21 protein-coding genes are annotated in these 23,878 nt (G+C 69.2%); 6 read left to right on the plus strand and 15 right to left on the minus strand.

The window, feature by feature from the left end:
• Positions 1 to 3 precede the first annotated feature (3 nt).
• On the plus strand, positions 4 to 966 hold the full coding sequence (locus ACWGKJ_RS14010) for a hypothetical protein (protein WP_385019512.1): 963 nt from the start codon (positions 4 to 6) through the stop codon (positions 964 to 966).
• A 6-nt stretch (positions 967 to 972) separates the two neighbouring features.
• Here ACWGKJ_RS14010 and ACWGKJ_RS14015 read toward each other — a convergent pair whose 3' ends face one another.
• Both ACWGKJ_RS14015 and ACWGKJ_RS14020 read right to left on the minus strand, forming a co-directional pair.
• Positions 973 to 2,769 (minus strand): thiamine pyrophosphate-binding protein, encoded by a 1,797-nt coding sequence (locus ACWGKJ_RS14015; RefSeq protein ID WP_385019510.1) that lies wholly within the window; start codon positions 2,767 to 2,769, stop codon positions 973 to 975.
• A gap of 4 nt (positions 2,770 to 2,773) precedes the next feature.
• Positions 2,774 to 4,351 carry an FAD-dependent oxidoreductase gene (locus ACWGKJ_RS14020; RefSeq protein WP_385019508.1) on the minus strand — a complete coding sequence of 526 codons (1,578 nt, stop codon included), beginning with the start codon at positions 4,349 to 4,351 and terminating at the stop codon, positions 2,774 to 2,776.
• 318 nt (positions 4,352 to 4,669) lie between these two features.
• On the opposite strand from ACWGKJ_RS14020, the gene ACWGKJ_RS14025 reads away from it, so the two are divergent.
• On the plus strand, positions 4,670 to 5,722 hold the full coding sequence (locus ACWGKJ_RS14025; RefSeq protein WP_385019506.1) for a LacI family DNA-binding transcriptional regulator: 1,053 nt from the start codon (positions 4,670 to 4,672) through the stop codon (positions 5,720 to 5,722).
• Between the two features lie 17 nt (positions 5,723 to 5,739).
• Here ACWGKJ_RS14025 and hisD read toward each other — a convergent pair whose 3' ends face one another.
• From hisD to ACWGKJ_RS14040, 3 genes are all read right to left on the minus strand, one after another.
• Positions 5,740 to 7,068, minus strand: a complete 1,329-nt coding sequence (hisD, locus tag ACWGKJ_RS14030; RefSeq protein ID WP_385019504.1) for a histidinol dehydrogenase — start codon at positions 7,066 to 7,068, stop codon at positions 5,740 to 5,742.
• 129 nt (positions 7,069 to 7,197) lie between these two features.
• A complete protein-coding gene (locus tag ACWGKJ_RS14035) occupies positions 7,198 to 8,691 on the minus strand; it encodes a CoA-acylating methylmalonate-semialdehyde dehydrogenase (RefSeq protein ID WP_385019502.1) in 1,494 nt (497 codons plus the stop codon).
• 47 nt (positions 8,692 to 8,738) lie between these two features.
• Positions 8,739 to 9,839: a zinc-binding dehydrogenase gene (locus tag ACWGKJ_RS14040; protein WP_385019500.1), complete on the minus strand. Its 1,101-nt coding sequence runs from the start codon at positions 9,837 to 9,839 to the stop codon at positions 8,739 to 8,741.
• Positions 9,840 to 10,240: 401 nt separating this feature from the next.
• On the opposite strand from ACWGKJ_RS14040, the gene ACWGKJ_RS14045 reads away from it, so the two are divergent.
• Positions 10,241 to 11,854, plus strand: coding sequence for a PucR family transcriptional regulator (locus ACWGKJ_RS14045; RefSeq protein WP_385019498.1), 1,614 nt, complete (start codon positions 10,241 to 10,243; stop codon positions 11,852 to 11,854).
• Between the two features lie 36 nt (positions 11,855 to 11,890).
• On the opposite strand, the gene ACWGKJ_RS14050 is transcribed toward ACWGKJ_RS14045, so the two are convergent.
• From ACWGKJ_RS14050 to ACWGKJ_RS14080, 7 genes are all read right to left on the minus strand, one after another.
• A complete protein-coding gene (locus tag ACWGKJ_RS14050; RefSeq protein ID WP_385019496.1) occupies positions 11,891 to 12,553 on the minus strand; it encodes a ThuA domain-containing protein in 663 nt (220 codons plus the stop codon).
• 77 nt (positions 12,554 to 12,630) lie between these two features.
• Complete coding sequence (locus tag ACWGKJ_RS14055) at positions 12,631 to 14,163, minus strand: APC family permease (protein WP_453315735.1); 1,533 nt, start codon at positions 14,161 to 14,163, stop codon at positions 12,631 to 12,633.
• A 531-nt stretch (positions 14,164 to 14,694) separates the two neighbouring features.
• Positions 14,695 to 15,198, minus strand: a complete 504-nt coding sequence (locus ACWGKJ_RS14060; RefSeq protein ID WP_385019492.1) for an LURP-one-related/scramblase family protein — start codon at positions 15,196 to 15,198, stop codon at positions 14,695 to 14,697.
• Positions 15,199 to 15,260: 62 nt separating this feature from the next.
• Complete coding sequence (locus tag ACWGKJ_RS14065) at positions 15,261 to 15,656, minus strand: PIN domain-containing protein (protein WP_385019490.1); 396 nt, start codon at positions 15,654 to 15,656, stop codon at positions 15,261 to 15,263.
• Positions 15,653 to 15,946 carry a hypothetical protein gene (locus ACWGKJ_RS14070; protein WP_385019488.1) on the minus strand — a complete coding sequence of 98 codons (294 nt, stop codon included), beginning with the start codon at positions 15,944 to 15,946 and terminating at the stop codon, positions 15,653 to 15,655. The genes ACWGKJ_RS14065 and ACWGKJ_RS14070 overlap by 4 nt, the downstream gene beginning before the upstream one ends.
• A 233-nt stretch (positions 15,947 to 16,179) precedes the next feature.
• Positions 16,180 to 16,650: an NUDIX hydrolase gene (locus tag ACWGKJ_RS14075; protein WP_385019486.1), complete on the minus strand. Its 471-nt coding sequence runs from the start codon at positions 16,648 to 16,650 to the stop codon at positions 16,180 to 16,182.
• A gap of 4 nt (positions 16,651 to 16,654) precedes the next feature.
• The gene (locus ACWGKJ_RS14080) at positions 16,655 to 17,395 is read right to left on the minus strand and encodes a helix-turn-helix domain-containing protein (protein WP_385019484.1); all 741 of its coding nucleotides are present in this window, start codon (positions 17,393 to 17,395) and stop codon (positions 16,655 to 16,657) included.
• Positions 17,396 to 17,702: 307 nt separating this feature from the next.
• On the opposite strand from ACWGKJ_RS14080, the gene ACWGKJ_RS14085 reads away from it, so the two are divergent.
• A complete protein-coding gene (locus ACWGKJ_RS14085) occupies positions 17,703 to 17,933 on the plus strand; it encodes a DUF7848 domain-containing protein (RefSeq protein WP_453315736.1) in 231 nt (76 codons plus the stop codon).
• Between the two features lie 59 nt (positions 17,934 to 17,992).
• Complete coding sequence (locus tag ACWGKJ_RS14090) at positions 17,993 to 19,801, plus strand: NHL domain-containing thioredoxin family protein (protein ID WP_385019482.1); 1,809 nt, start codon at positions 17,993 to 17,995, stop codon at positions 19,799 to 19,801.
• 28 nt (positions 19,802 to 19,829) lie between these two features.
• Here ACWGKJ_RS14090 and ACWGKJ_RS14095 read toward each other — a convergent pair whose 3' ends face one another.
• Positions 19,830 to 20,051, minus strand: coding sequence for a DUF6458 family protein (locus ACWGKJ_RS14095; protein ID WP_385019480.1), 222 nt, complete (start codon positions 20,049 to 20,051; stop codon positions 19,830 to 19,832).
• Between the two features lie 146 nt (positions 20,052 to 20,197).
• The gene (locus ACWGKJ_RS14100) at positions 20,198 to 21,520 is read right to left on the minus strand and encodes a M18 family aminopeptidase (protein ID WP_385019478.1); all 1,323 of its coding nucleotides are present in this window, start codon (positions 21,518 to 21,520) and stop codon (positions 20,198 to 20,200) included.
• Positions 21,521 to 21,648: 128 nt separating this feature from the next.
• On the opposite strand from ACWGKJ_RS14100, the gene ACWGKJ_RS14105 reads away from it, so the two are divergent.
• A complete protein-coding gene (locus ACWGKJ_RS14105; protein WP_385019476.1) occupies positions 21,649 to 21,828 on the plus strand; it encodes a hypothetical protein in 180 nt (59 codons plus the stop codon).
• 125 nt (positions 21,829 to 21,953) lie between these two features.
• On the opposite strand, the gene ACWGKJ_RS14110 is transcribed toward ACWGKJ_RS14105, so the two are convergent.
• Complete coding sequence (locus tag ACWGKJ_RS14110; RefSeq protein ID WP_385019647.1) at positions 21,954 to 23,780, minus strand: acyl-CoA dehydrogenase; 1,827 nt, start codon at positions 23,778 to 23,780, stop codon at positions 21,954 to 21,956.
• Positions 23,781 to 23,878: the final 98 nt, after the last annotated feature.

The following is a 23,878-nucleotide window of genomic DNA, read 5'->3' on the forward strand; positions in this document are numbered from 1 at the left end:
CTCATGACCACCGCTCCCGTGGACCAACACGCCCCCACGCCCTCGCTCCGACCGTCCGCCCTCGACCTGCTCCGGGCCGAACTGCGGCTGCACCGGGCAGCGCTGTGGTGCTGGGCGGCCTTCGTGGTCGTCACCGCCGGGCTGCTGCTCTGGCTGTGCGGCCCCGGCGCGAACGCCACCCAGAAGATGTTCGACAGGTTCGGCTACGCCGGGGTGCAGGAAGACGCCTGGAAGGGCGCGTTCCACAGCGCCGTCCCGTTCTTCTCGGGCACGTACAACGACCTCTTCTACGATCCGGCCACCCTGATCAGCATCGCCACCTTCTGCGTGGCCGTCTTCGCGGCCGGCCCGCTGATCGGCCGCGAACTGGAGAGCGGCACCACCAGGCTTGCCTGGTCCCAGTCCGTATCCCCGGCCCGCTGGCTCGCCGCCAAGCTCGCCGTCCCCGCTCTGGTGACCACCGTGAGCACCGGTCTGCTGATCCTGCTCTACCGGCTGCTGTGGTCCTCCCACAGCGACCTGCTGCGGGCCGGATACGACCCCCGCCACCTGTACTTCTCCATCGGCCCTTCCACAGTCCTCGCCCCGCTCCTCGCCCTCGCGATCGGCGCGCTCTGCGGGATGCTGCTGCGCCGTATGCTGCCCGCCATGGCTGTCGCGGCCGTCGTCCAGTACGCGGTGACAGCCGTCCGCAGCGGTCTGTGGCCCTTCCAGCGTGCGTGGCAGGTGCCCGACCTCTCCGTGGACAGCCGGGCGATCACCTCCACCGGCGCCCGGATCACCGACCCCGAGTGCTACGACAACGCGCGGTGCCTCGCCCAGCACCACGTGACCGGCTTCACCCGCACCTATCTCCCGTCAGCCGACTTCTGGCCCCGCCAGCTGATGGAGTGCGGCGTCCTCGTCATCCTGGCCGCGCTCGCGGTCGCCGTCGCTTTCCGGGTACTGAAGCGCCGTACGGCCTGAGCCACGTCAGAAGCCGCGCCGGGACACGTAGTCGTCGCGGGTCTCACCGTGGTAGGCGGGCACGGTGATGTCCCACCAGCCGGTGGGGTGCATCTCCGTCCAGGGCAGTTCATGGGCGCTCATCGCCTCGATGACGACCGGGCCCCGAGTCCCGAAGGCACGGCGCACGGCGTCCGCGAGCTCGGCCGGGTCCTCGACGCGCTCGGCCGTACAACCCAGGGACCGCGCGAACTCGGTGATATCGGCGAAGTACGGCTTGCCGTCCTTGGTGGTCCAGCCGCTCACGATCTGGCGCTCCTGGCCGAAGAGGCTGATCTGGAGGTCCTTGATGGCCTCCCAGCCGCCGTTGTTGAGCACGACCACGACGAGCGGCAGATCGAGCATGACAGCGGTGGCCAGTTCGGTGCCGGTCTGCAGGAAGCTGCCGTCACCGACGAGGGCCAGGACGGGCCGGTCGCCCACGGCGACCTGGGCGCCGACCGCGGCGGGCAGGCCGAATCCGATGCCGGACATGCCGCCCGCCACGATGTTGGTGCGCGGCCCGTGGACGGGGAACTCGTTGAAGGCCTGGTTGGCGGGGTTGCTGGAGTCGGTGACCAGGATGCCCTCGCGCGGGAGCGCCTCGCGGATCTCCACCATGGCCCGCGAGTTGGTCATCGGCAGGTGGTCGGTTGTCCGCATCGGCCGCAGGTGCTCCTCCCACTGGGCCTTGAGGTCCCGCAGTTCGGCGAAGTAGGCGGAGGAGCGCCAGTCCGGGGCCTCGCCCAGCTGGTTCAGCTCGCCGAGCAGCGAGGTGAGGCAGGCCCTGGCATCACCCACGATCCCGACCTCGGCGGGATAGTTGCGGCCGATCTCGAAGCCGTCGATGTCGATCTGGACGAGCTTGGTGTCCGGGATGTTGAAGGTGACGCCCGGCTTGTACGAGGAGGTGATGCGGTCGCTGAAGCGGCAGCCGACCGCGAGGATCACGTCGGCGGTGCGTGTGACGCCGTTGCCGGAGATCGACCCCATGTCGCCACAGGGCCAGGCGTACAGGTCGTGGTCGGCGGGGAAAGCGCCCTTGCCCATGAAGGAGTGGGTGACCGGGGCCCCCAGACGTTCGGCGACGGCGAGCAGTTCGGCGGTGGCCTCCGCCGCGATGACACCGCCGCCGGCCAGGATGACCGGGCGCTCGGCGGCGGCCAGGAGCGCGGCGGCCTCGGCGATGCGCTCGGGGTCGCCGGCGGTGCGGCCGTGCGCGCGGCGCATCCGGGGCTGCCCGGGTTCGTAGTCGCCGTACTCGGCCTGCAGGTCCTGGGGGATGTCGAGCAGGACGGGGCCGCGGCGGCCTTCGTACATGGTGTTGAAGGCCTGGGCCAGCACGGTGGGGAGCTGGTCGACGCGGCTGGGCTGCCACCACCGCTTGACGACGGGCTCGGCCATACGGGGAAAGTTGTTGCCGTGCGGGCGGTCGATCTCCTGCAGGACGCCGTGGTTCTCCATGTAGGTGTGCACGGCGCCGGTGATCAGCAGGAACGGCTGCGAGTCGGCGAACGCGGTCGTCAGCCCGGTGAGGGTGTTGGTCGCCCCCGGGCCGATGGACGTACAGCAGGCGGCGATCCTGCCGGTGGCCCGGTAGTGGCCGTCGGCCATGTGGGCGGCGCCCTGTTCGTGCATGGCCGGGATGACTTCGATCTCGTCCTTGCGGTCGACGAAGGCGTCGATGAGGGCGGTGTTGCCGTGCCCGGGGACGGCGAAGACCTTCTCGACGCCTTCGCGGATCAGGTAATCGACGACGATCTGGCCGCCGGTGAGCCTGGACATGTCTCTACCTCTTGGTCGGGTGCTGGGCGGGGGCTGCTTGCTGGGTGGTTCCGGTGATGCGGTCGGCGACGCGCAGTGCGTTCGCGGCGATGGTCAGCGCCGGATTCATCACCGGCAGCGACGGGAAGAAGGACGAGTCGACGACGTAGAGGTTCTCGACGTCGTGGGAACGGCAGTCGGCATCCAGGGCGGAGTCGGCCGCGTCGGCGCCGGAGCGGACGGTGCCCGCCTGGTGCGAGTTCACTTCGATGCCGGTGCCCTGACTGAAGACCAGCGGGTACCCCATGCGGCGCAGGATCTTCTTCGTCTCCCGGACCAGGACCTCGTGCGCGCGGACGTTGTTGGGCTTCCAGGCGACCTGGATGCCGCCCTCGGGCGTCAGGGTGATGCGGTTCCGCGGATCGGGCAGGTCCTCGGTGAACAGCCACCAGTCGAGACTGCGGTGGGCGGCGTAGCCGAGCGCCCACTGGGGGATGCCGGGGCGCTGGCCGGCCAGCATCTCCGCCTGGAGCTTGCCGATGAGCTGGACGTGTCCGAGCGGGTAGGGGTGGTCGTCCGTTCCCCTGGTGTAGAAGTCGTTGAAGTAGAGGGTCTTCTGGAACTCGACGTTGTTCTTCCGGGTGGGGTGGACGGCGACCATGACGGTGTTGTTGTGCACCATGTAGTGGCGTCCGACCGTGCCGGAGGAGTTGGCGAGGCCGTCGGGGTGCCGCTCGTTGGCCGAACGGAGCAGCAGGGCGGCCGAGTTGACAGCGCCGGCGGACACGACGACGGTGTCGGCGCCGACGCTGACCGACGCCCCGTTGTGCGTCAGCTCGACGCCGGTCGCCCGTCGGCCGGAGTCGTCGGTGCGGACGCGGGTGACGTGGGCGTTGGTGACCAGCTCCACGGAGCCGGACGCCAGGGCGGGGCGGACGAAGGTGACGTCGGCGTCGGACTTGGCCAGGACGCGGCAGGGGAAACCGTCGCAGAAGGCGCAGCGGATGCAGCGTCCGCCGTCGCGCAGGTCGATGCCGATCGGGAGGTTCGACGGGGTGAGCCCCATCCGGGTCAGGGCGTCGGCGGCTTCCTGGACCGTGCCCTCGTGCCCGAGCGGCGGGTAGGGGAAGGGCTCGGACCGCTTCAGCGTGGGGTCGTCGTGCTGGTCGCCGTGGACCCGCAGCAGCTCCTCGGCGCGCAGGTAGTAGGGCTGCAGGTCCTCGTACCGGAAGAGCCACTCCGGCGACGTGCCGTCGGCGTGCTCGGTGGCCTTGAAGTCCTCGCGGCGGAAGCGGACCAGTGAGGAGCCGTAGAGCTTGGTGTTTCCGCCGACGTAGTAGTAGTTGCCGGGCGTGAAGGCCCTGCCGTCGACGCCGTACCACTGCTCCGCGTTCTGATAGCGCTTGCGCCGGAAGACGGCTCCGGCGTCCCAGTTCTGCTTCTCCTGCGGCAGGAAGTCGCCGCGTTCGACGAGCAGCACGCTGGCCCCGGTGTCCTTGAGCGCGTACGCCATGGCGCCGCCGCCCATGCCGGAGCCGACGATCACGAAGTCGTAGCGCGTCCTGGTGGGGCCGCCGTCGGGGGGAGTTCGTTTTCCACTCATGGGAGTTCATCCCTCGCTGGAGATCTGGAGTGTGCGGAGGACCTGCTGCAGAACAGGGGGAGGGCGTCGGCCGAGGTGCGGAAGCCGTTGCTCCGACGTCACCGGGAGGGGTGTCCGCCGACCGGAGGGGCGGCGCGACCACCCTTTGGTTATTCGATTAACTACTTTGGTTATTCGATTAACTAGAGGCGAGGTTAACACCGCGACCTGCGCTGTCAACCGCTGCGCGGGCCCGGACCGATGCCCTGTGAACAGGGGTGCCTCGGTAAGGTTGACCGTGCGCCGGGCGAGCGAGGGGAAGCGGGGACCGTGGTCACGATGCGAGATGTCGCCCAGGCGGCAGGCGTCTCCCAGGCGGCGATCTCGTACGCCTACAACCGGCCGGAGAAGCTCTCGGCCGCCCAGCGGGAGCGCATCCTCCAGGTCGCTGACCGGCTCGGCTACGTCGGTCCCCATTCGGCAGGCCGGACCCTGCGCACGGGGCAGGTCGGCGCCATCGGCCTGATGATCACCGACTCGCTGCCGTACGCCTTCGACGACCCCGCCACCAGCGCCCTCCTCAAGGGGATCTCCGAGGCGGGAGAAGTGGCGGAGACCGCGCTCACCCTGCTGCCGTGCCCGCTGGAGTCGGACCAGCCGGCGCAGCGCTCGGGGGTGGTGCTGCGGGGTCTGGTCGACGGCTTCCTGGCCTATGCGATGCCGGAGGGCCACCCCGCGGTGGAGACCGTGCTGCGCAGGAAGCTGCCGGTGGTGGTCATCGACGGGCCGAACCCGGGCGGGCTGGCGTGGATCGGCGTCCGGGACCGGGAGGCCGCCCGCTCGGCCGCCGCCCACGTGCTCGCCCTGGGGCACCGGTCGGTCGGGATTCTCGTCGACCGGCTGGTGCCCGACGGGCACCGCGGTCCGGTGTCCCCCGCCAGGCGCCGCCAGGCACGCGACCGGGTCATGCGGGAGCGGCTGGCGGGTTTCGCCGCAGCCTTCCGTGCGGCCGGTGTGCCCTGGGCGTCGGCCACCGTGATCGAGGCAGGCGGCTTCAACGAAGCCGCCTCCGTTTCGGCCGCCGAAGCCCTGCTCGACGCCGGGCCGGTGACGGCCGTGCTCGCCGCCACGGATGTCCTCGCTCTGGCCACGATGGGCGTGGCGCGCGGCCGCGGCCTGAGCATTCCCGGGGACCTCTCGGTGACCGGCTTCGACGATCTTCCTGCGGCGGCCGGGGCCCGACTGACCACGGTGCGACAGCCGTTGGTCGACAAGGGACGTCAGGCCGCCCGGTTGCTGCTCGATGTCATCGAGGGCGGAGAGCCGCAGGAGATCTTCCTGCCGACCGAACTGGTCGTGCGCGGTACGACAGCTCCGCCCGGACATCGCTGAGACCTCGGCGGACACGGCTACCGCCGGGTTCCGCCGGGACGGACGTCCCGGTCGGTCCACGACAGGGGAGTCCCACCGTGGCGCGCGGCCCGCAGATCGCCCGAGCGGGCGTGCCCCTCGAAGTTCTCCAGCCGCGAGGCGCGGCCGCAGATCTCCCCCAGCAGCGCGCTGCTGGCCTTGTCCCTGACCTCCTGGTAGGTGACGGTCTTGAGGTACTTGCCGACCCACAGGCCGCCGGTGTAGCGGGCGGCGCCCATGGTCGGCAGGACATGGTTGGTGCCGATCACCTTGTCGCCGTAGGGCACGCAGGTGTCCTGGCCCAGGAAGAGCGCACCGTAGTCACGCATGCCGGTGAGGGCGTCGCGGGGCTCGGCGGTGAAGATCTGTACGTGCTCGCTGGCGTAGGTGTCGGCCAGGGCGAAGGCCTCTTCCTGGCTCTCGACGAGGATGACCTCGCCGTGGTCACGCCATGCGGCACCGGCGACCTTTCCGGTGGGCAGTCCCGGCAGCAGTTCCTCGACGTACTCAAGGGTGCGCCGGCCGACCTCGGGGGAAGTGGTGATGAGCACCGCGGGGGAGTCGGGGCCGTGCTCCGCCTGGCTGAGCAGGTCGACGGCGACCGTGAAGGGGTCGGCGGTCTCGTCGGCGACGATGAGGACCTCGGTGGGGCCCGCGAACAGGTCGATGCCGACCTCGCCGTACAACTGCCGCTTCGCCTCGGCGACATAGGCGTTCCCGGGACCGGCCAGCATGTTGACCGGGGCGATCGTCTCGGTGCCCAGGGCGAGCGCGGCCACCGCCTGGACCCCGCCGAGCACGTAGATCTCCTCGGCGCCGGCCAGATGCATCGCGGCAACGCTGACGGGCGGCGGCGTGCCCTGGTTGGGCGGGGTGGTGGCGGCCACGCGCGCCACGCCCGCGACCTTCGCCGTCACGATCGTCATGTGGGCCGAGGCCGTCAGCGGGTAGCGTCCGCCGGGCACATAGGCCCCCGCCGCGGTGACGGGTATGTTGCGCTGCCCCAGGAACACACCGGGCAGGGGCTCGGTCTCGAAGTCGTGGAGCGAGTCACGCTGCGCCTGGGCGAAGTTCTGCACCTGCTGCTGTACGAAACGCAGGTCGTCCAGGACGGAGGTGGGCACTGTGGAGACGATGGAGTGGATCTCCTGCGGGCTGAGCCGATAGGAGTCCCGGGCCCAGGAGTCGAACTTGGCGGAGTACCGGCGGACGGCGTCGTCGCCGTCGGCCCGCACATCGGCGATGACCTCGGCCACGGTGTCGACGACATCCGGGCGGCTGGCGCGGACCGTGTTCTTGGCCGGCGCGGACTTGAGAACGACAGGCACGGCTGCGTCTCCTCGTGTTTCGGAGCGGACAAGCCACAGGGCTCGGCCGGAGGGCGGGAAGGGGGCGGAGTCAGCGCCGTCCACGGATCAGCGGCCGGCGATGCGGCCCGGCTGACGGACGTGCCTGTCTCAGGCGTTCTGCGGGAAGCCGAGGTTGATGCCGCCATGGCTGGGGTCGAGCCAGCGGGACGTGATCACCTTGCCCCGGGTGAAGAAGTGGACGCCGTCGGTGCCGTGAGCGTGGCTGTCGCCGAACAGCGAGTGCTTCCACCCGCCGAAGGAGTAGTAGGCCATCGGGACCGGAATCGGCACGTTGATGCCGACCATGCCGACCTTGATCTCCTGGGAGAACCGCCGTGCGGCGCCACCGTCGTTGGTGAAGACCGCGGTCCCGTTGCCGTACGGGCCGGCGTTGACGAGCCGCACGGCCTCGTCGTACGAGTCGACCCTGACCACCGAGAGCACCGGGCCGAAGATCTCGTCGGTGTAGATGCTCATGCCGGTGGTGACATGGTCGAAGAGCGTGGGGCCGACGAAGAAGCCCTCGCCCTCCGCGTCGGGCCGGACGGTGCGGCCGTCCACGACGACCGAGGCGCCCGCCTTCTCCCCGGCGTCGATGTAGCCGGAGACGCGCTGCCGGGCCTGGGCGGTGATCAGCGGGCCCATGTCGCAGCCGCGGGTGCCGTCGCCGGTGCGCAGCTTCGACGTGCGCTCCTTGATCTTCGCGACCAGTTCGTCGGCGATACCGCCGACCGCGACCACCGCGGAGATGGCCATGCAGCGTTCGCCGGCCGAGCCGAAGCCGGCGTTGATCGCCTGGTCGGCTGCCAGGCCGAGGTCCGCGTCGGGCAGGACGATCATGTGGTTCTTGGCGCCGCCCAGCGCCTGGACACGCTTGCCGTGCGCGGCGGCCGTCCCGTACACGTACCGGGCGATGGGAGTGGACCCCACGAACGAGATGGAGTCCACGTCCGGGTGCGTGAGCAGACCGTCCACGGCGGTCTTGTCACCGTTCAGGACGTTGAACACGCCGTCGGGCAGCCCGGCCTCCTTCCACAGCTCCGCCAGCCACAGGGCGGCGCTCGGCACCCTCTCGCTGGGCTTGAGTACGACGGTGTTCCCGGCCGCGATGGCGATCGGGAAGAACCACAGGGGGACCATGGCCGGGAAGTTGAAGGGCGTGATGATGCCGACGACGCCCAGCGGCTGGCGCACGGAGTGGACGTCGACGCGAGTGGAGGCGTTCTCGGTGAACCCGCCCTTGAGGAGGTGTGCGATGCCGCACGCGAACTCGACGACCTCCTGGCCGCGGCTGACCTCGCCGAGTGCGTCGGAGAGCACCTTGCCGTGCTCCGACGTGATGATCTCGGCGAGCTCGGGCTTGCGCTCGTTCAGCAGTTCGCGGAAGCGGAAGAGGACGCGGGTGCGCGCCGCCAGCGAGGTGTCACGCCAGGCCGGGAAGGCCGCGGCGGCGGCGCCGATGATCTCGTTGACGTCGCTCTCGTCGGCGAGGGCGAGGCGGGCAGTGGTCTCGCCTGTCGCGGGGTTGGTGACGTCGGCGAAACGGTCGGCGGCGCCTTCGTGGACGCTGCCGTTTCGCCAGTGGTGCAGGGTGAGTGCCATGTTCTGAGTCCCTTGCTGGTACGGGTGGGAGCGGGGCCGGACACGGCCTAGACCTGGACCTCGATGAGGGCGCGGCCGACGATCTTTCCTTCGCTGAGCAGGCGGTAGGCCTCGTCGGCGCGTTCCAGCGGGAAGCGCCGGCTGATGAGCGCCCCGGGGTCGAGCCGGCCGTCGGCCACGAGTTGTCCCAGGTGGGCCAGGTCGCTGCGGGGCCTTCCGCCGAAGGAGCCGCAGATCTGGATCTTGCGGCGGACGATCCGCGTGATCTCGACCTCGGCGGTGCGGCCGGCGGGCGCGATCCCGATCACCACGCACCGGCCGCCGTCGGCGGCCATCTCGGTGGCCTGCCGGAAGGTGGCGGGCTGCCCAATGGCCTCAAGGACGAGGCTGGATCCTCCGCCCGTGATGTCGCGGACCGCTTCGACCGCGTCGGTCGTGGAGGCGTTGACCACTTCCGTCGCTCCCAGACGCAGGGCGGCGCCGAGCCGGTCGTCGGCGATGTCGACGGCGACGATCCGGCCGGCTCCCAGCGCCTTGGCCACCGCCACCGCGCTGAGACCGACGCCTCCGGCGCCGATGATCACGACTGGAGCGCCCTGGCGGAGTTCTCCCACGTGGACCAGCGCGCCGTAGGCGGTGAGAAACGCACAGCCGAGGATCGCCGAGTCCTTGAGGTGGCTGCCGGAGGGGAGCGGGGCCGCACCGAGCGCGGGCAGTACGGCGTACTCGGCCAGTCCGGCCATCGAGTACATCCAGACGGGGTCGCCATTCGCGTCGAACAAGCGCGTAGTGCCGTCGTAGAGCGTGCCCTTGAGTCGGTTGTGCGCGAAGAAGGGCTCGCACAGCTCTTCGCGTCCCGACGTACACATGGCGCAGGCTCCGCACGGCATGATGAAGGCGCCGACGACGCTCTGGCCTTCGCCGAGGTGCTCGACGCCGGCTCCCACCTCGGCCACCGTGCCGGAGATCTCATGGCCGAAAACCGCGGGAAAGGGGAAGGCGACAGAGCCGTCCTGGACATGGAGATCCGTGTGGCAGACGCCGCAGGCCGCGACCCGCACCAAGATCTCTCCCGGCCCGGGGCGGGGGGTGCGCAGGTCGGCCATGTCGAATGATCCGGACGGTCGGGAGACAACAGCGGCTCTCATGGGTCCTCCTGGAAGGGGCTCTCACGCTGCGTGTTCGCGTGTGGGGCACCATGTGCGTGACGGCTGCAGGGAGCTGTTGGTCGTCCGCCGGGCGGGTGTCGTCACGTGGTGGCTGCACACCAGCATGGGAGCGCACACAGAGCCACGGCAGACACAGCGTGTGCAAGAATTGCTCGATACGCTGCATCATTCGTGCAAGGGCTGTTCGGTGGCCCTTCGGTGCAGGATGGTGCCGGGTTGGCGTGAATCCGTTGGTTGTGAACATGCTGTCGACGCGCCAGTGGCGCCCCCCCCCCCCCGCGAGTGGGAGAAGCCCCTCTCGTTCTCCGGTCGTCCTGTCCTCAGGCCCCGGGGGCCCGCCGTTACCCGTCGAACAATCGCCGGTCTGAAGAGGTCCTGTCATGGCTCTGTCTGTTGCGGCTGCCCTGCAGCTGGAGGTCTTCAGCCGTACGACCGTGCAGGTCCACGCCGGTGAGGACCAGCTCCACCGCACCGTCCGCTGGGTGCACCCCGTGGAGATTCCGGACATCGGTCAGTTCCTGACGGGCGGGGAACTCCTCCTGACGGCGGGACTCGGCGTGGGGCGCAGCGCAGGCGATCAGCGGCGTTACCTCCGTGAAGTCAGCGAGTCCGGAGCGGCGGCCCTCATCCTGGAGCTCGGCGGCCGAGTGTTCACCTCCATGCCCCCCGCCCTCATCGACGAAGCGAAGCAACTGGACTTCCCCTTGATCGGCCTGGCGGACGAGCTGCCGTTCGTCGAGGTGTCGGCCCAGGTGCATGAGCTGGTCACCGATGAGAGGAATTCCGATCTCCTCTCGTTCCAGCGGCTCAACGACGACTTCATCCAGCTGCTGCTGGCCAGCCGGAGCCATGTGTCGTTCACCGAAGCGCTGGCCCACCATGTGGGCTCTCCCGTGGTCCTGGAGGACACGGATCACCAGGTCATGGCCTATGCGGGCGGAACGGCAGGCACCGACCGGCTGATGAAGAACTGGGGGCTGCACGCCCGGATGGCACACCGGGGCGACACCCCCGGCGGGCACAGTCGCTCGCACATGGTCCAGTCCCATGACGAGCCCGGCTGCACCCGGCGGATGGTCGTCCTGCGGGGCGAGGCGTGGGGGTGGATCCATGTCTTCCACGGCGACGGTCCGTTGGTGGATGTCCATGCCTACGCACTCGATCGCGCCGCCGACACGATCGCCATCGCCCTGCTCGGTGACCGGGAAAGCGGCGCACGCGCCTCCCACCGGCAGAGTTCGCTGATCAACCGGCTGCTTCTGGGCGACCTCACCGGCGAACAGTTCGTCGACCGCGCGCTCAAGGTGGGGCGGGATCTGCGGGACCGCCCCCTGGCCGTAGCCGTGCTGAGCAAGGACCCCGGCGCCGAGGGCTCGGCCGGTCTGCTCCTGGACTCGGTGCTCAAGGACCTGAAGCTGCCGGCCGTCGTCGCGGACACCGGCGACCATGTCGTTGCGATCACCGGGCTGACGAAGCAGTTGTCCGTACAGCAATTCGCCGCTCGGCTCGACACCTGCGGGGCACGGGGCGGGGTGAGCCGCAGCGGCCCGCCCGCCCTGCTCACCGACGCCGTACGGCAGGCCCGCACGGCCGCCTCGGTCGCCGAGACCCGCTCCAGTCCGGCCACCCTGCACTTCGACCGCCTGGGTGTCCTGCGCCTGCTGGTCGCGTTGGCGGACGGGCCCGAGCTGCGGCGGTACGTCGATGACGAACTCGGCCCGCTGCTCACTCATGACGGATCCGAGACGAATCCGCTCCTGCCCACCTTGAAGGCGTACCTCGCCGCGGACGGCAACAAGTCCCGTGCCGCCGAGGCGCTCTACATCCAGCGGCGCACGCTCTACTACCGCATTGAGCGCCTCAACGGCCTTCTGGGCAGATCCGTCGACGATCCTGAGGTGCGCGCAGGTCTGTCCCTGGCGCTGCGCGCGCTCGACCTTCTCGGCACCTCGTCCCGGATGCCCGCATCCCCGTATCCCGGGGCGAATCCGTAGGCCGTGTCCGGCGGCCGGGCGGCGGGCACGGGCGAGTCAGCGGTTCCTGCTGGCCCAGGCGATCCCCTGGCGCATGAGGCGCTCCACAGGCTCCGCGGTCAGGTCGTCGAGGTAGTGGCCCAACGCGCTGTAGAAGACGCGGCCCGCGCCCCATTCCTTGGTCCAGGCCTGCGGCATGCGCTGTCCTTCGAGCCAGGGCATGTGCTGACCGTCGAACACGGTCTCCAGGAGCACATGATTCCGCGGGTCGACGTTCATGTAGTACTGCTCGCTCGCCGCCCGGAAGTCTTCCACCCCCTGGGTGACCGGGTGGTTCCTGTCGACGACGAGGAGGGGGTACGGGTGGCGTACTCCTTCTCCGGCCGGGTGATGGAAGACATCGGCACCGAGCATCATGTGATACATCACGCTGCCCCGGAACGCGGCTCCCCCGCCGTGCCAGGAGACGAACCCGGTTCCGGCTTCGACAGCTCCGAGCAGAGCGGATTCCTGTGAGGCGGTCAGCGTCTCGCTGAGGAGTGCGTTGTTCCAGTTGTTGAGGATGACGTCATAGCGAGTGAGGTCCTGGTCGAGGACGAAGATGTCGTTCGATTCTTCGACCTCGAATCCGAGTCCGTCGAGCAGAGCGCGTGTCCATTCCGCGACGCCGTAGGGGTTGTGCCCCGGCCATCCTCCGTAGAGATAGAGGGCGCGAGTCATTGGTTCTCCCTGTTCGTGATCGTGGACGTGAGCGTATGCCCGACGCGACGCCGGGCCGACCGAGGCCCTGAGGTTTCTCACGTCCTCCGGCCGGACGTCTTCCGGCCGGACGTCTCCGCTCCGGACGTCTCCGCTTCGCTGCGTCCGATGCTCAGGTATACGTCGGGGCGGGTCTTCCGCCACCGCATCCCGAGGAGAGCACCGACGATGAGGATGGCCACCAGCAGCAACTGCTGGCCATAGGCGAGCCATTGTGGCGCCTCGATCGACATCGCGTAGTGGACCGAGGTCAGGGCCAGGAGCAGCAGAAGGCCGGCCAGGGCCAGTATCGGTGCGAACAACGTGTTCCAGACCTGCTCGCGATGCTCGATGACGCGGAAATACCGCAGTACGGAAAGCGTGGTGAGCGTGAACAGCATCAGCAGCGCGAACGTACCCAGGGCGAACATGGAGGAGTACATCTTCACTGCGTCGATGCCCCCGAGAAGGAAGGGCAGAGTGCAGACGACCGCCAGTAGCGTGGAGATGGCGGAGGCGTTGGCCGGGGACCCGTGCCGGCCGTGTGCGCGTCCGAGAAAGCCCGGAAGGATGCGGTCGCGGCCCAGGGAGTAGAGGTAGCGCGAAAGAGAGTTGTGGGTGGAGAGCGCGCCCGCGAAGACGCTGGTGACGACCAGGGCGGTCATGGCCTGTGCGACGGTGCCGCCCATGTAGTGGCGGAAGCCGCCGTTGAACAGGGACGTCGGATTGTCCGCCCCGGCCGCCGCGACCCGGTCCGGGCTCCAGAACGTCACGAGCGCCCAGGACGTGAGGATGTAGAAGCCCGCGAGTCCGCCGATCGCGAGGTAGGTCGCCCGGGGAATCGTCCGCTCGGGCTGCTTGACCTCGTCCCGGTAGATGGCCGATGACTCGAACCCCATGAAACACGAGATGGCGAAGAGTGTGGCGACCCCGAGATCTCCCCCGAATATGTGGGTCGGTTCGAAGGACTGGATTTGGTAGCCGTGCGGCCCGCCGCTGAAGAGCACGGGCACGTTGAACATCATGACCAGTGCGACTTCGATGACCATGAAAAATGCGAGGACTTTACCCGAGAGTTCCACATTGAAGTGCCCCAGGGCTGTGATGATGCCGCAACATATCGCGCCCCAGATCCACCAGGGGGCGGTGGGGAGATCGAAGGCTTTGAGTACGTTCTCGACCGAGACGCCGAAGAACGCATAGGTCCCCACCATGTACACGAGATAGGTGAAGGCGGCCAGGAATCCCGATCCGAGGCCCACGGTCTTCGAGAGTCCTGCGGTGATGTACGTGTAGAAAGCGCCTGGCTTGGTCAGGTTGCGGGTCATCGTGGTGAATCCGACTGCGAAGAGCAGAAAGATGAGACCGACGAAGGCATAGATCATCGGAGTTCCAATGCCATTACCTCTTGTGATTCCAAGGGGCAGTACTCCGGTGACATTGCCAATGGGCGCCGACATGGCAAGCACGGTCAGTGCCAGCTGCAGCGTTCCCATCGTGCCTCGCAAGGCGCCTCTGCCCTCCGGCAGCGCAGCTCCTTCTCCGGCAAGGGCTTCGTCCCGAGGGCGGGCTTCTATGCTTTCGGCGCTCATGGGGTCCTTTCTGGGCCGCACCCCGTACGTCTGCCTCCAGGAGAGTCGTGCCTGGCGGTGGAGGGGGGCGGGGCCCTGCTGCCATCTGCGTCCTCAGCGGACTGCGCTGCATCCGCGGGAGCGACCTCGCACATGGCGGGAAGTCGGGCGGCGAAGGCAGGCGGAACTCTGCGTTAACGGCAGAATGGGCGATCCCGGCCAATGGCCGAAAGACACACACCGTGCAGCGATAGCCACCACGCTGCACAGTCCGGGAAGTCGCGCGTGGGGGGCGGGGGTGCGGCAGCCCGCTCGCACGGCCTTCGTCGTGGTCCCGTGCACCTCGGCCGGAGCACGGGATCAGACGAAGGCCGCCCCTGCGTCGGTGAATCCCCGGGTGAGCGAATCCCCGGGTGAGCGAATCCCCGGGTGAGCGAATCCCAGGGCGAGCGACCCCCGTTCAAGTCACGCTGCGAAGATGCAGGACAGAAAAGAAAGCTCAGACCGGCAGCTTTCAGACCTCGCGCCCTCCTCGGGCCCAGCCCTCAGTCCTCAGTCCTGGTGCTCCTTCTCGTGTTCCTTCTCGTGCATGTGGATCACGGAGACCGCGATGGCGATCATCAGCGCCGGGTCGGAGTCCTCGCGGACCACGTTCACCGCGTACGCGTCACGGACGCTGAACCACTTCTTCGAGATGTCGGCCAGCAGCTCGTTCTCGTACTCGACCGCGAACTCGCGGTCCAGGATGTTCCCGCTGACCTCCAGCTCGGTGCCGTCGACCAGCTTCACGCGGTAGTGGTCGTGCAGCAGGGTGAGCTTCTTCTTCCTGACGGTGGCCAGCTCCTCGCCGTCCCGCTTCAGGGTCATCGTGTCGCTGATGGCGATCAGCTTCTCCTTGAGCGTGATCAGCACCCGCCCGTCGAGATCCTTCAGCTCAAGGGTGTCGCGGATGCGCATCACCTTGCCGTCGACGAGATACGCCTTGTGGCCGTTCTCGTCCTCGATCCAGTAGTCGTCGCCGATGTCGAAAATACGGTCCCGCACCAGGAATTTCATGCGGATGACGTTACCGCCGGGCGCCGCACCGGGGCAGGGCCGGGCCAACTCGGCGCGGAGAGTCAGACCTTGAGCACGGTGACGCTCCTGCCGCACAGAGGCGCCAGGCCGTCCACATCGGACGTCAGGACGGTGACGGGCCCGGAGGCGGCCCGCGCGGTGGCGGCGACGATCGCGTCCAGCGCGTACTCGTGGCCGCCGCCGAGCCCTGCCTCGCGGAGGAGGCGGACGGCGCCGGCGGCTGTCTCCTTACTCACCGGCTCCACCGTCAGCCGCGACAGCGCCCAGTCCATGCGGCCCCGGTGTGCCCCCTGTGGGTCGGCCTCGACGAGCGTGACCGCGCTGGTCACCACCCGTACGTCGTGGCGCAGGGCCGCCGCCAGCCTCGCCGTCATGGCGCGGTCCGCGCCGAGGTAGAGCGACAGGGCCTGACTGTCCAGCACCCAGGTACCGCTCACGCGGCCCGCTCGGCGCCCGGCCGCGTGGAGCCGAACATCTCCCGCTCGGCCGCCTCGATCTCCTCGGGCGTCAGCGGGCCGTGGAGCTCCTCGTTCGCTGCGATCAGCTCCGCGAGGCTGTCGCGTTCGATCTGGCGCTGGATGGCGGCCTCGACATAGGGGGAGACCCCGCGCTTGCCGACGCGGGCCCGGACGGCCGAGATGGTGCCCTCATGTACGGAGACGGAGACGGACATCGTGGGGCCCTCGCCCGGGGGGTAGACCGTTTCGCTTCCGCTCGCTTCGCCCATACCGGAACTCTAACAAAACTTCTATGAGAGGGGCCGCCGGACGTCGCCGCCCCCGTGCTGCCTGGTCGGCGGGCCATATGCCGCAGGTCACACCGGCCCGGGTGGCACCCTTGACCCCATGAACGATGTGACTCCCCCTCCCGCACCCCGTCGCGCATGCGGGAGGGCGACACCCTGTGCGTGTGGAAGCTGGACCGGTCGGGACGTCCGTACAGATTGACTGCCGACCGCGGCTATCCCAGGTAGGGCGTCGGCCGGTTCTCCAGGAAGTGTTGGATGCGCAGCCGCTGGGTGTGGTGCATGGGCAGTTCACTCACCTCGCCCGGGTCCACGAATCGGAGTTCCGTGCTCTCCTCAGAGATGGCCAACGTCCCACCGACGACGCGGCCGCGAAAGCACACGTTGAACTGCCGCCGTACCTCCCCATCCGTGTACGCGATGATGTGGCGCGGGTCTGTGTAGGTGCCGACGAGCCCCGTGATCTCCACGTCGAGACCCGTCTCTTCCTTGACCTCGCGCACGGCCGCACCGGGCAGGGAGTCGTCCATGTCCATGCCGCCGCCCGGCAGCGCCCACAGATCGTTGTCCCGGCGTCGTTGAAGCAGGATGCGGCCCCGCTCGTCGGTGACGACGGCGGAGGCCGCTACGACCAAGCTGTTGGGGTGGGGGGCGTTGGGATCGTCGTAATACTCGGTGCGTGCCACCGGCTCACCCTTCCACGGTCCGCGCTGTCTCCCACACGGCGTTGAAGCTGTTCGCGTAGGCGTCGAACACGCCCCCGTCGCCACTGCGCCGAAGGTGCCACACGGGCGCACCGTACGCGTTCACGCCCCACACGTGGGCATTGACCAACACCTGATCGTCCGCGCGGTACAGGCTGTTGTAGAGCGTTGTTCCGTGCATCCGCAGTTCAATGCCCGGTACCCGGAGAAGCGGCTGGTAGTGCATCAGTGCCAGACGGCACCGGCTCTCGATCCCGTGACCGAACTGCTCCTCCTGGCCCCGCTGTCGCACGTTCTCCGCGTCCGCGTCCCCAAGGGCGATCCGGATCGCGCATCCCCCGGCGGCCCGCTCCCGGAGAAGGCCGTTCAGGCGCGGGTACGCCTCATGCAGGAACACCCCCGCGTAGACCAGTACGTCAATGTGCTCCCGCGCTTGGGCGAACAGCTCCACGTACGTGGAAACGGGCACGTCCGCCCGCTGGTCGTACAACGCCACAAGTTCCGGGCTGACGGCCCGCGCGGCGCGTGCCTGTCTCAGCATCGGCCAGAGCGCGTGTACGTCCTCACCCAGGGTCTCGGCAGCTTGCAGGGCTGTCGCGCGCCGTGGTGTGCGGCCAAGGTTGACCCACCGTTCCACGGATTTGGGATCTACTCCCACCGACTCGGCCAGGCTCCCGTGCGTCCATCCTCCGGACGCCATGGCGGCCCGGAGACGCTCGTTCGGCATGGCGATCTCCCTTGTACGCGGACGCTCCAGGGACGTTCTACCTGCTGTGGGACGTCCCGAAGTGGGAAACGTACGAGGTTCCCCCGTCTCGGCGACGGCTGGAAGATCGCCTCATGAGCGAGCCCAGGACGTATCCCAGTGCACCGGTAGAACTACCGTTGTGGCCAACGGCCTTGGAGCCGACACCCGTGGACGGATGTGCCGGTTGCATGGAGTTGGCCAACGTGCGTGACCGTGCCCGTGCGGGGGCGACATGACCACGGTGTCCGACTGCAACGTCTACATGCGACGCCACGGAGGGGCACCAATGAGTACACGAACGGTGTACCGGTTCGTATCCCACACGATCCGGAACGCTCCGGAGGGTGGAGTCGTCCACGAGGCGTTCTGTACCGCTGCTGACTGCGGGGCCGACTCCGGTCCCCAGCATGACCAGGAAGCCGCACAGGACTGGGCTCTCCGGCACGCGGGGCGCACCGGTCACGATCTTTTCCGGCGCGTGGTCACCGATCATGGGCGGGTGACCCGCGCCGGGTAGCAGGGGTCAGGGCTGGGTGAGCCGCAGGAGAGAGCACCAGGAGTGGCACCCTTGACCCCATGAACGATGTGACTCCCCCTCCCGCACCCCGTCGTGCCCGTGTCCGCGCCCCCGAGCTGGTCGGCAAGGGTGGCTGGCTCAATACGGGCGGGCAGCAGTACACCCTCGCCGATCTGCGGGGGCGCATCGTCATTCTGGATTTCTGGACCTTCTGCTGCATCAACTGCCTGCACGTCCTCGACGAGCTGCGCGAGCTGGAGCAGCAGCACAGCGACACCGTCGTGATCATCGGGGTGCACTCCCCGAAGTTCGTGCACGAGGCCGAGCACCAGGCCGTGGTCGACGCCGTCGAGCGGTACGGCGTGCACCACCCCGTCCTGGACGATCCCGAGCTGGCCACCTGGAAGCAGTACGCGGTCCGGGCCTGGCCGACGCTCGTGGTGATCGATCCCGAGGGGTATGTCGTCGCCCAGCACGCCGGTGAGGGGCATGCGCACGCCATCGAGACGCTGGTCGGTGAGCTGGAGGCCGAGCACGCGGCCAAGGGGACGCTGCGGCGCGGCGACGGTCCCTATGTGGCGCCGGAGCCGGTCGCCACCGATCTGCGCTTCCCGGGCAAGGCGATCGCGCTGCCGAACGGCCATCTGCTGGTGTCGGACACCACCCGTCACCAGTTGGTCGAGCTGGAGCCGGACGGCGAGACCGTCGTACGGCGGATCGGCGGCGAGGGCGTGTTCAACGAGCCGCAGGGGCTGGCGCTGCTGCCCGGCGGGAAGGTCGCGGTCGCCGACACCGTCCACCACGCGATCCGTACGTACGACCCGGAGAGCGGCGAGATCGCGCTCGTCGCCGGGACCGGCAAGCAGTGGTGGCAGGGTTCGCCGACCAGCGGGCCCGCGCTCGGTGTGGCGCTCTCGTCGCCCTGGGACCTCGCCTGGTTCGACGGGCGGCTGTGGATCGCCATGGCCGGTGTCCACCAGCTGTGGACCTACGACCCGGAGAACGGCACCGTCGAGGTGGCGGCCGGGACCACCAACGAGGGGCTGGTCGACGGGTCTGCCGCCGACGCGTGGTTCGCGCAGCCGTCCGGGCTCGCGGCCGCCGGGGAGCGGCTGTGGATCGCCGACTCCGAGACGTCCGCGCTGCGCTGGATCGACCGGGACGCCACCGGGGGCGCCGTGGTGCACACCGCCGTCGGCACCGGGCTCTTCGACTTCGGCCACCGGGACGGCGACGCGGAACAGGCGCTGCTCCAGCACCCGTTGGGGGTCACCGCGCTACCGGATGGTTCGGTCGCGGTGTCCGACACGTACAACCACGCGCTGCGCCGCTATGACCCGGCGACCGGCGAAGTGACCACGCTGGCAACGGACTTGCGGGAGCCGAGCGACGCGGTGCTGGTCGGGGACGACATCGTCGTGGTGGAGTCCGCGCGCCACCGGCTGACCCGGCTGCGCCTGCCCGACGAGGCGGTACGGGTGGAGAGCGTCGCCCACCGCACCCAGCGGGCCGCGACCGATGTGGCGCCGGGCAGGCTCCGTATCGATGTCGTCTTCCAGGCCCCCGCGGGCCAGAAGCTTGACCTCCGGTACGGGCCCTCCACCCGGCTGCTGGTCTCCGCGACCCCGCCCGAGCTGCTCACCGGCGGGGACGGCTCCGGTACGGATCTCTTCCGGGACGTGGAGCTGAACCCTTCGGTCACCGAGGGCGTGCTCCATGTGTCGGCGATGGCCGCGTCCTGCGACGACGACCCGGCCAACCAGTACCCGGCCTGCCATGTGCACCAGCAGGACTGGGGCGTCCCGGTCCGTGTGACGGACGAGGGGGTGGCCCGGCTGCCGCTGGTGCTGGCGGGGATGGACGGCTGACCGGCGCGATACCGGGGTGGACCGGCCGTCAGCCCAGGTGGTGGTGGTCGTCCTCGACGACCGTGGTCGCGGTGGGCATCGTCGGCCGGCGACGGCGCAGGACGCTGGTGTAGACGGCGATGCCGATGACACCGACGAGCATCATGATGATGCCGACCAGGTCGAGGTTGACCCCGTTCATGTGCCAGTCGGTCGCGAAGGTGAGGATGCCCCCCACCACGAGAAGAATGATGCAGCCGCCAAGGCCCATCGGTGTTCGCCTCCGAAGTCGTTGTGGCTGTTCGGTCCGTACAAGGCGCGTACCCGGGGCCGGAACGGTCAATCAACATGCTTTCGGATCGGTGGAGTTCGGGGCCGGCGGCCCGTGCCGGTCCCCGGCCGGGGACCGGCCCCCGGTCAGCCCTCCAGGAAGGCGGCCAGGGAGTTGGCGAGCAGGTACGGGTCGTCGGCCCCGCACAGTTCACGGGCGCTGTGCATGGAGAGGATCGCGACGCCGATGTCCACGGTGCTGATGCCGTGCCTGGCCGCTGTGATGGGGCCGATGGTGGTGCCGCACGGCATGGAGTTGTTCGACACGAAGTGCTGCAGGGGCACCCCGGCCTTCTCGCACGCGGCGGTGAACACCGCCCGCCCGCTGCCGTCGGTGGCGTACCGCATGTTCACGTTGACCTTGAGGATCGGTCCGCCGTTGGCGCGCGGGTGGTGGGTCGGGTCGTGGCGCTCGCTGTAGTTGGGGTGCACGGCGTGGCCGGTGTCGGACGAGAGGCAGACCGACCCGGCGAAGGCGCGGGCGCGGTCCTCGAAGGTGCCGCCGCGGGAGAGGACGGAGCGCTCCAGGACGGTGCCGAGCAGCGGCCCGTCGGCGCCGGTGTCGGACTGGGAGCCGTTCTCCTCGTGGTCGAAGGCGGCCATCACCGGGATGTGTGACGGCTCGTCATCCGTCGCGGAACCGGAACCGGAGGCGGATTCCGTCGCGACGGCGGCCAGTGCCGCGGTGGCGGCGTGCACCGAGAGGAGGTTGTCCATCCGGGGCCCGGCGAGGAGTTCCCGGTCGCGGCCCAGGTAGGAGGGTGCCTCGACGGGGCTCACCATGAGGTCCCAGCCGGTCACGTCGTCGGCGGCGACCCCGGCCTCGTCGGCGACGAACCGCAGCAGGTCGCCCTCCCGGACCTCGCCGAGGCCCCAGACCGGCTGCATATGGCGCTGCTTGTCGAGCTTGAGTCCGTCGGTGTGGACCGAGCGGTCCAGGTGGATGGCGAGCTGCGGTACGCGCAGCAGCGCCCGGTCCACGTTGACCAGCCGGTGGCTGCCGTCGCGCAGCGTGAGCCGCCCGGCGAGGCCCAGGTCCCGGTCGAGCCAGGTGTTGAGCAGGGTGCCGCCGTAGACCTCGACCGCCACCTGGCGCCAGCCGTCGCTGCCGCTGTCCGGGAGGGGCTTCACCCGCAGGTTGGGGGAGTCGGTGTGGGCGCCGACGATCCGGAACGGGGTGTGCGGCGACGCGTTCTCCGGGACGTACCAGGCGATGACGGCGCCGCCCCGCAGCACGTATTTGCCGCCCGTCGACCCGTCCCAGGCGTCGGTCTCCGACACCTGCCTGAAGCCTGCCTTCTCCAGCCGCCCGGCGGCGTTCGCCACGGCGTGGTACGGCGAGGGGCTGGCCGTGAGGAAGCTCATCAGGTCGTCGGTGTGGCCGCGGTCGAAGCGGACGGAGGTGCTCATGGCAGCCACCATAACGACCGCGGCTGCGGCCCCGCCCGCCGGAAGGGAACGGGGCCGCGGGGCCGGTGGGCGCATGGGACATGTGGGACGGATCGGCCACTGTCAGTGGCGGGTGCCACTATCGGCGCATGGTCGAATACGGTGCCGACACCAGGGAGCCCGTGCTGCTGGGCGAGGTCCTGGCGCATGTGCTCAACGCCGCAACCGCCCGCGCCCGCAGGCCCCCGCGCCCGGAGAGGGCGCCCGTGAGAGCGCACGGCGGCGGTGCGCCCCGGGAGACCGGGGCCGCGCCGCCGCCGTGCGGATGACCGCGGCTCCGCGGAGCCGCTGCGAGGTTCCGCCGGGGTACGGGGTTCCGCCGGGGTACTGCGAGATCCGGCGCCGGCCCCGCGTGACTCCGCGGGGCCGACGTGGACCGGCTGCCGGCTGCCGGCTAGAACGCCGCCTCGTCCAGGTCCATCAGCGAGGTCTCGACGGTCTCGGCGAGGGCGCGCTGCGTGCTCACGCCGGGCAGGATCTCGGTGGCGAAGAACTTCGCGGCCGCGATCTTGCCCTGGTAGAACGCGACATCCTTGGCGGAGGCGTTCGGCAGCTTCTCGGCGGCCACCGACGCACTCCTGAGCAGCAGGTACGCGACGACGACATCGCCCGAAGCCAGCAGCAGGCGGGTGGTGTTGAGCCCCACCTTGTAGATGTTCCTGACGTCGTCGCCGGTCGAGGTCAGGTCGGTGATCATCGCGCCGACGATCGCCTCCAGGTCCACTGCGGCCTTGGCCAGCTGCTCACGGGCGCCGGTCAGCTCCTCGCCGCCGGGACCGGCCGCGAGGAACTTCTTGATCTCCTCGGAGAGGGTGTTCAGCGCGGTGCCCTGGTCGCGGACGATCTTCCGGAAGAAGAAGTCCTGGCCCTGGATGGCCGTCGTGCCCTCGTAGAGGGTGTCGATCTTGGCGTCCCGGATGTACTGCTCGACCGGGTACTCCTGGAGGTAGCCGGAGCCGCCGAAGGTCTGGAGCGACTGGGCCAGCTGCTCGTACGACTTCTCCGAGCCGTACCCCTTCACGATCGGCAGCAGCAGGTCGTTGAGGCCGTGCAGCGCCTTGGCGTCCTCGCCCGCGGCCTCCTTCTCCTGGATCGCGTCCTGGACGGAAGCCGTGTAGAGGACCAGGGTGCGCATGCCCTCGGCGTACGCCTTCTGCGTCATCAGCGAGCGGCGCACGTCGGGGTGGTGCGTGATGGTGACCTTGGGGGCGGTCTTGTCCATGAACTGCGCGAGGTCGGGGCCCTGCACGCGCTCCTTGGCGTACTCCAGGGCGTTCAGGTAGCCGGTCGAGAGCGTCGCGATGGCCTTGGTGCCGACCATCATCCGGGCGAACTCGATGATGCGGAACATCTGGCGGATGCCCTCGTGCTTGTCACCGATCAGCCAGCCCTTGGCGGGGTGGCGGTCGCCGAACGTCATCTCGCAGGTGTTGGACGCCTTGAGGCCCATCTTGTGCTCGACGTTCGTCGCGTACACGCCGTTGCGCTCGCCCAGTTCGCCGGTGGTCCAGTCGAACTCGAACTTCGGCACCATGAAGAGCGAGAGGCCCTTGGTGCCGGGGCCCGCGCCCTCGGGGCGGGCCAGCACATAGTGGATGATGTTGTCCGACATGTCGTGCTCGCCCGAGGTGATGAAGCGCTTCACGCCCTCGATGTGCCACGAGCCGTCGTCCTGCCGCACGGCCTTCGTGCGGCCCGCGCCCACGTCCGAGCCGGCGTCCGGCTCGGTGAGGACCATCGTGGAGCCCCACTGCTTCTCGACCGCGATCTCCGCGATCTTCTTCTGCTCGTCGGTGCCCTCCTCGAAGAGGATCCCGGCGAAGGCCGGACCCGAGGAGTACATCCAGATCGCCGGGTTGGCGCCGAGCAGCAGCTCCGCGTACGCCCAGATCAGGGAGCGCGGCGCGGTGGTGCCGCCGATCTCCTCGGGCAGGCCGAGCCGCCAGTACTCGGACTCCATGAAGGCCTGGTAGGACTTCTTGAAGGTGTCAGGCACGGGGGCGGTGTTGGTCTCCGGGTCGAAGACCGGCGGGTTGCGGTCGGCGTCGGCATAGGACTCGGCCAGCTCGTTCTCCGCGAGCCTGGCCACCTCGTCGAGGATGCTCCGCGCGGTGTCGACGTCCATCTCTGCGAACGGCCCGGCGCCGTACTGCTTGTCGCGGCCGAGGACCTCGAAGAGGTTGAACTCGATGTCGCGGAGATTCGACTTGTAGTGCCCCATGGCGACAGCCCTCTCGTAACGCATACCTGTAACGAATACCAGCAAGTAGCTATGATGATGCTACCCACGAGTAATAAGACGCAACCCCTTTCGGGCAA

Source organism: Streptomyces sp. NPDC054757 (assembly GCF_053612185.1).

Excerpts from the sequence above, each read along its gene's own strand:
- ACWGKJ_RS14010 (WP_385019512.1), top strand. The coding sequence starts at position 4 with ATGACCACCGCTCCCGTGGACCAACACGCCCCCACGCCCTCGCTCCGA.
- ACWGKJ_RS14015 (WP_385019510.1), bottom strand. The coding sequence starts at position 2,769 with ATGTCCAGGCTCACCGGCGGCCAGATCGTCGTCGATTACCTGATCCGC.
- ACWGKJ_RS14020 (WP_385019508.1), bottom strand. The coding sequence starts at position 4,351 with ATGAGTGGAAAACGAACTCCCCCCGACGGCGGCCCCACCAGGACGCGC.
- ACWGKJ_RS14025 (WP_385019506.1), top strand. The coding sequence starts at position 4,670 with ATGCGAGATGTCGCCCAGGCGGCAGGCGTCTCCCAGGCGGCGATCTCG.
- ACWGKJ_RS14035 (WP_385019502.1), bottom strand. The coding sequence starts at position 8,691 with ATGGCACTCACCCTGCACCACTGGCGAAACGGCAGCGTCCACGAAGGC.
- ACWGKJ_RS14040 (WP_385019500.1), bottom strand. The coding sequence starts at position 9,839 with ATGAGAGCCGCTGTTGTCTCCCGACCGTCCGGATCATTCGACATGGCC.
- ACWGKJ_RS14045 (WP_385019498.1), top strand. The coding sequence starts at position 10,241 with ATGGCTCTGTCTGTTGCGGCTGCCCTGCAGCTGGAGGTCTTCAGCCGT.
- ACWGKJ_RS14050 (WP_385019496.1), bottom strand. The coding sequence starts at position 12,553 with ATGACTCGCGCCCTCTATCTCTACGGAGGATGGCCGGGGCACAACCCC.
- ACWGKJ_RS14055 (WP_453315735.1), bottom strand. The coding sequence starts at position 14,163 with ATGAGCGCCGAAAGCATAGAAGCCCGCCCTCGGGACGAAGCCCTTGCC.
- ACWGKJ_RS14060 (WP_385019492.1), bottom strand. The coding sequence starts at position 15,198 with ATGAAATTCCTGGTGCGGGACCGTATTTTCGACATCGGCGACGACTAC.
- ACWGKJ_RS14070 (WP_385019488.1), bottom strand. The coding sequence starts at position 15,946 with ATGGGCGAAGCGAGCGGAAGCGAAACGGTCTACCCCCCGGGCGAGGGC.
- ACWGKJ_RS14080 (WP_385019484.1), bottom strand. The coding sequence starts at position 17,395 with ATGCCGAACGAGCGTCTCCGGGCCGCCATGGCGTCCGGAGGATGGACG.
- ACWGKJ_RS14085 (WP_453315736.1), top strand. The coding sequence starts at position 17,703 with ATGAGTACACGAACGGTGTACCGGTTCGTATCCCACACGATCCGGAAC.
- ACWGKJ_RS14090 (WP_385019482.1), top strand. The coding sequence starts at position 17,993 with ATGAACGATGTGACTCCCCCTCCCGCACCCCGTCGTGCCCGTGTCCGC.
- ACWGKJ_RS14095 (WP_385019480.1), bottom strand. The coding sequence starts at position 20,051 with ATGGGCCTTGGCGGCTGCATCATTCTTCTCGTGGTGGGGGGCATCCTC.
- ACWGKJ_RS14100 (WP_385019478.1), bottom strand. The coding sequence starts at position 21,520 with ATGAGCACCTCCGTCCGCTTCGACCGCGGCCACACCGACGACCTGATG.
- ACWGKJ_RS14105 (WP_385019476.1), top strand. The coding sequence starts at position 21,649 with ATGGTCGAATACGGTGCCGACACCAGGGAGCCCGTGCTGCTGGGCGAG.
- ACWGKJ_RS14110 (WP_385019647.1), bottom strand. The coding sequence starts at position 23,780 with ATGGGGCACTACAAGTCGAATCTCCGCGACATCGAGTTCAACCTCTTC.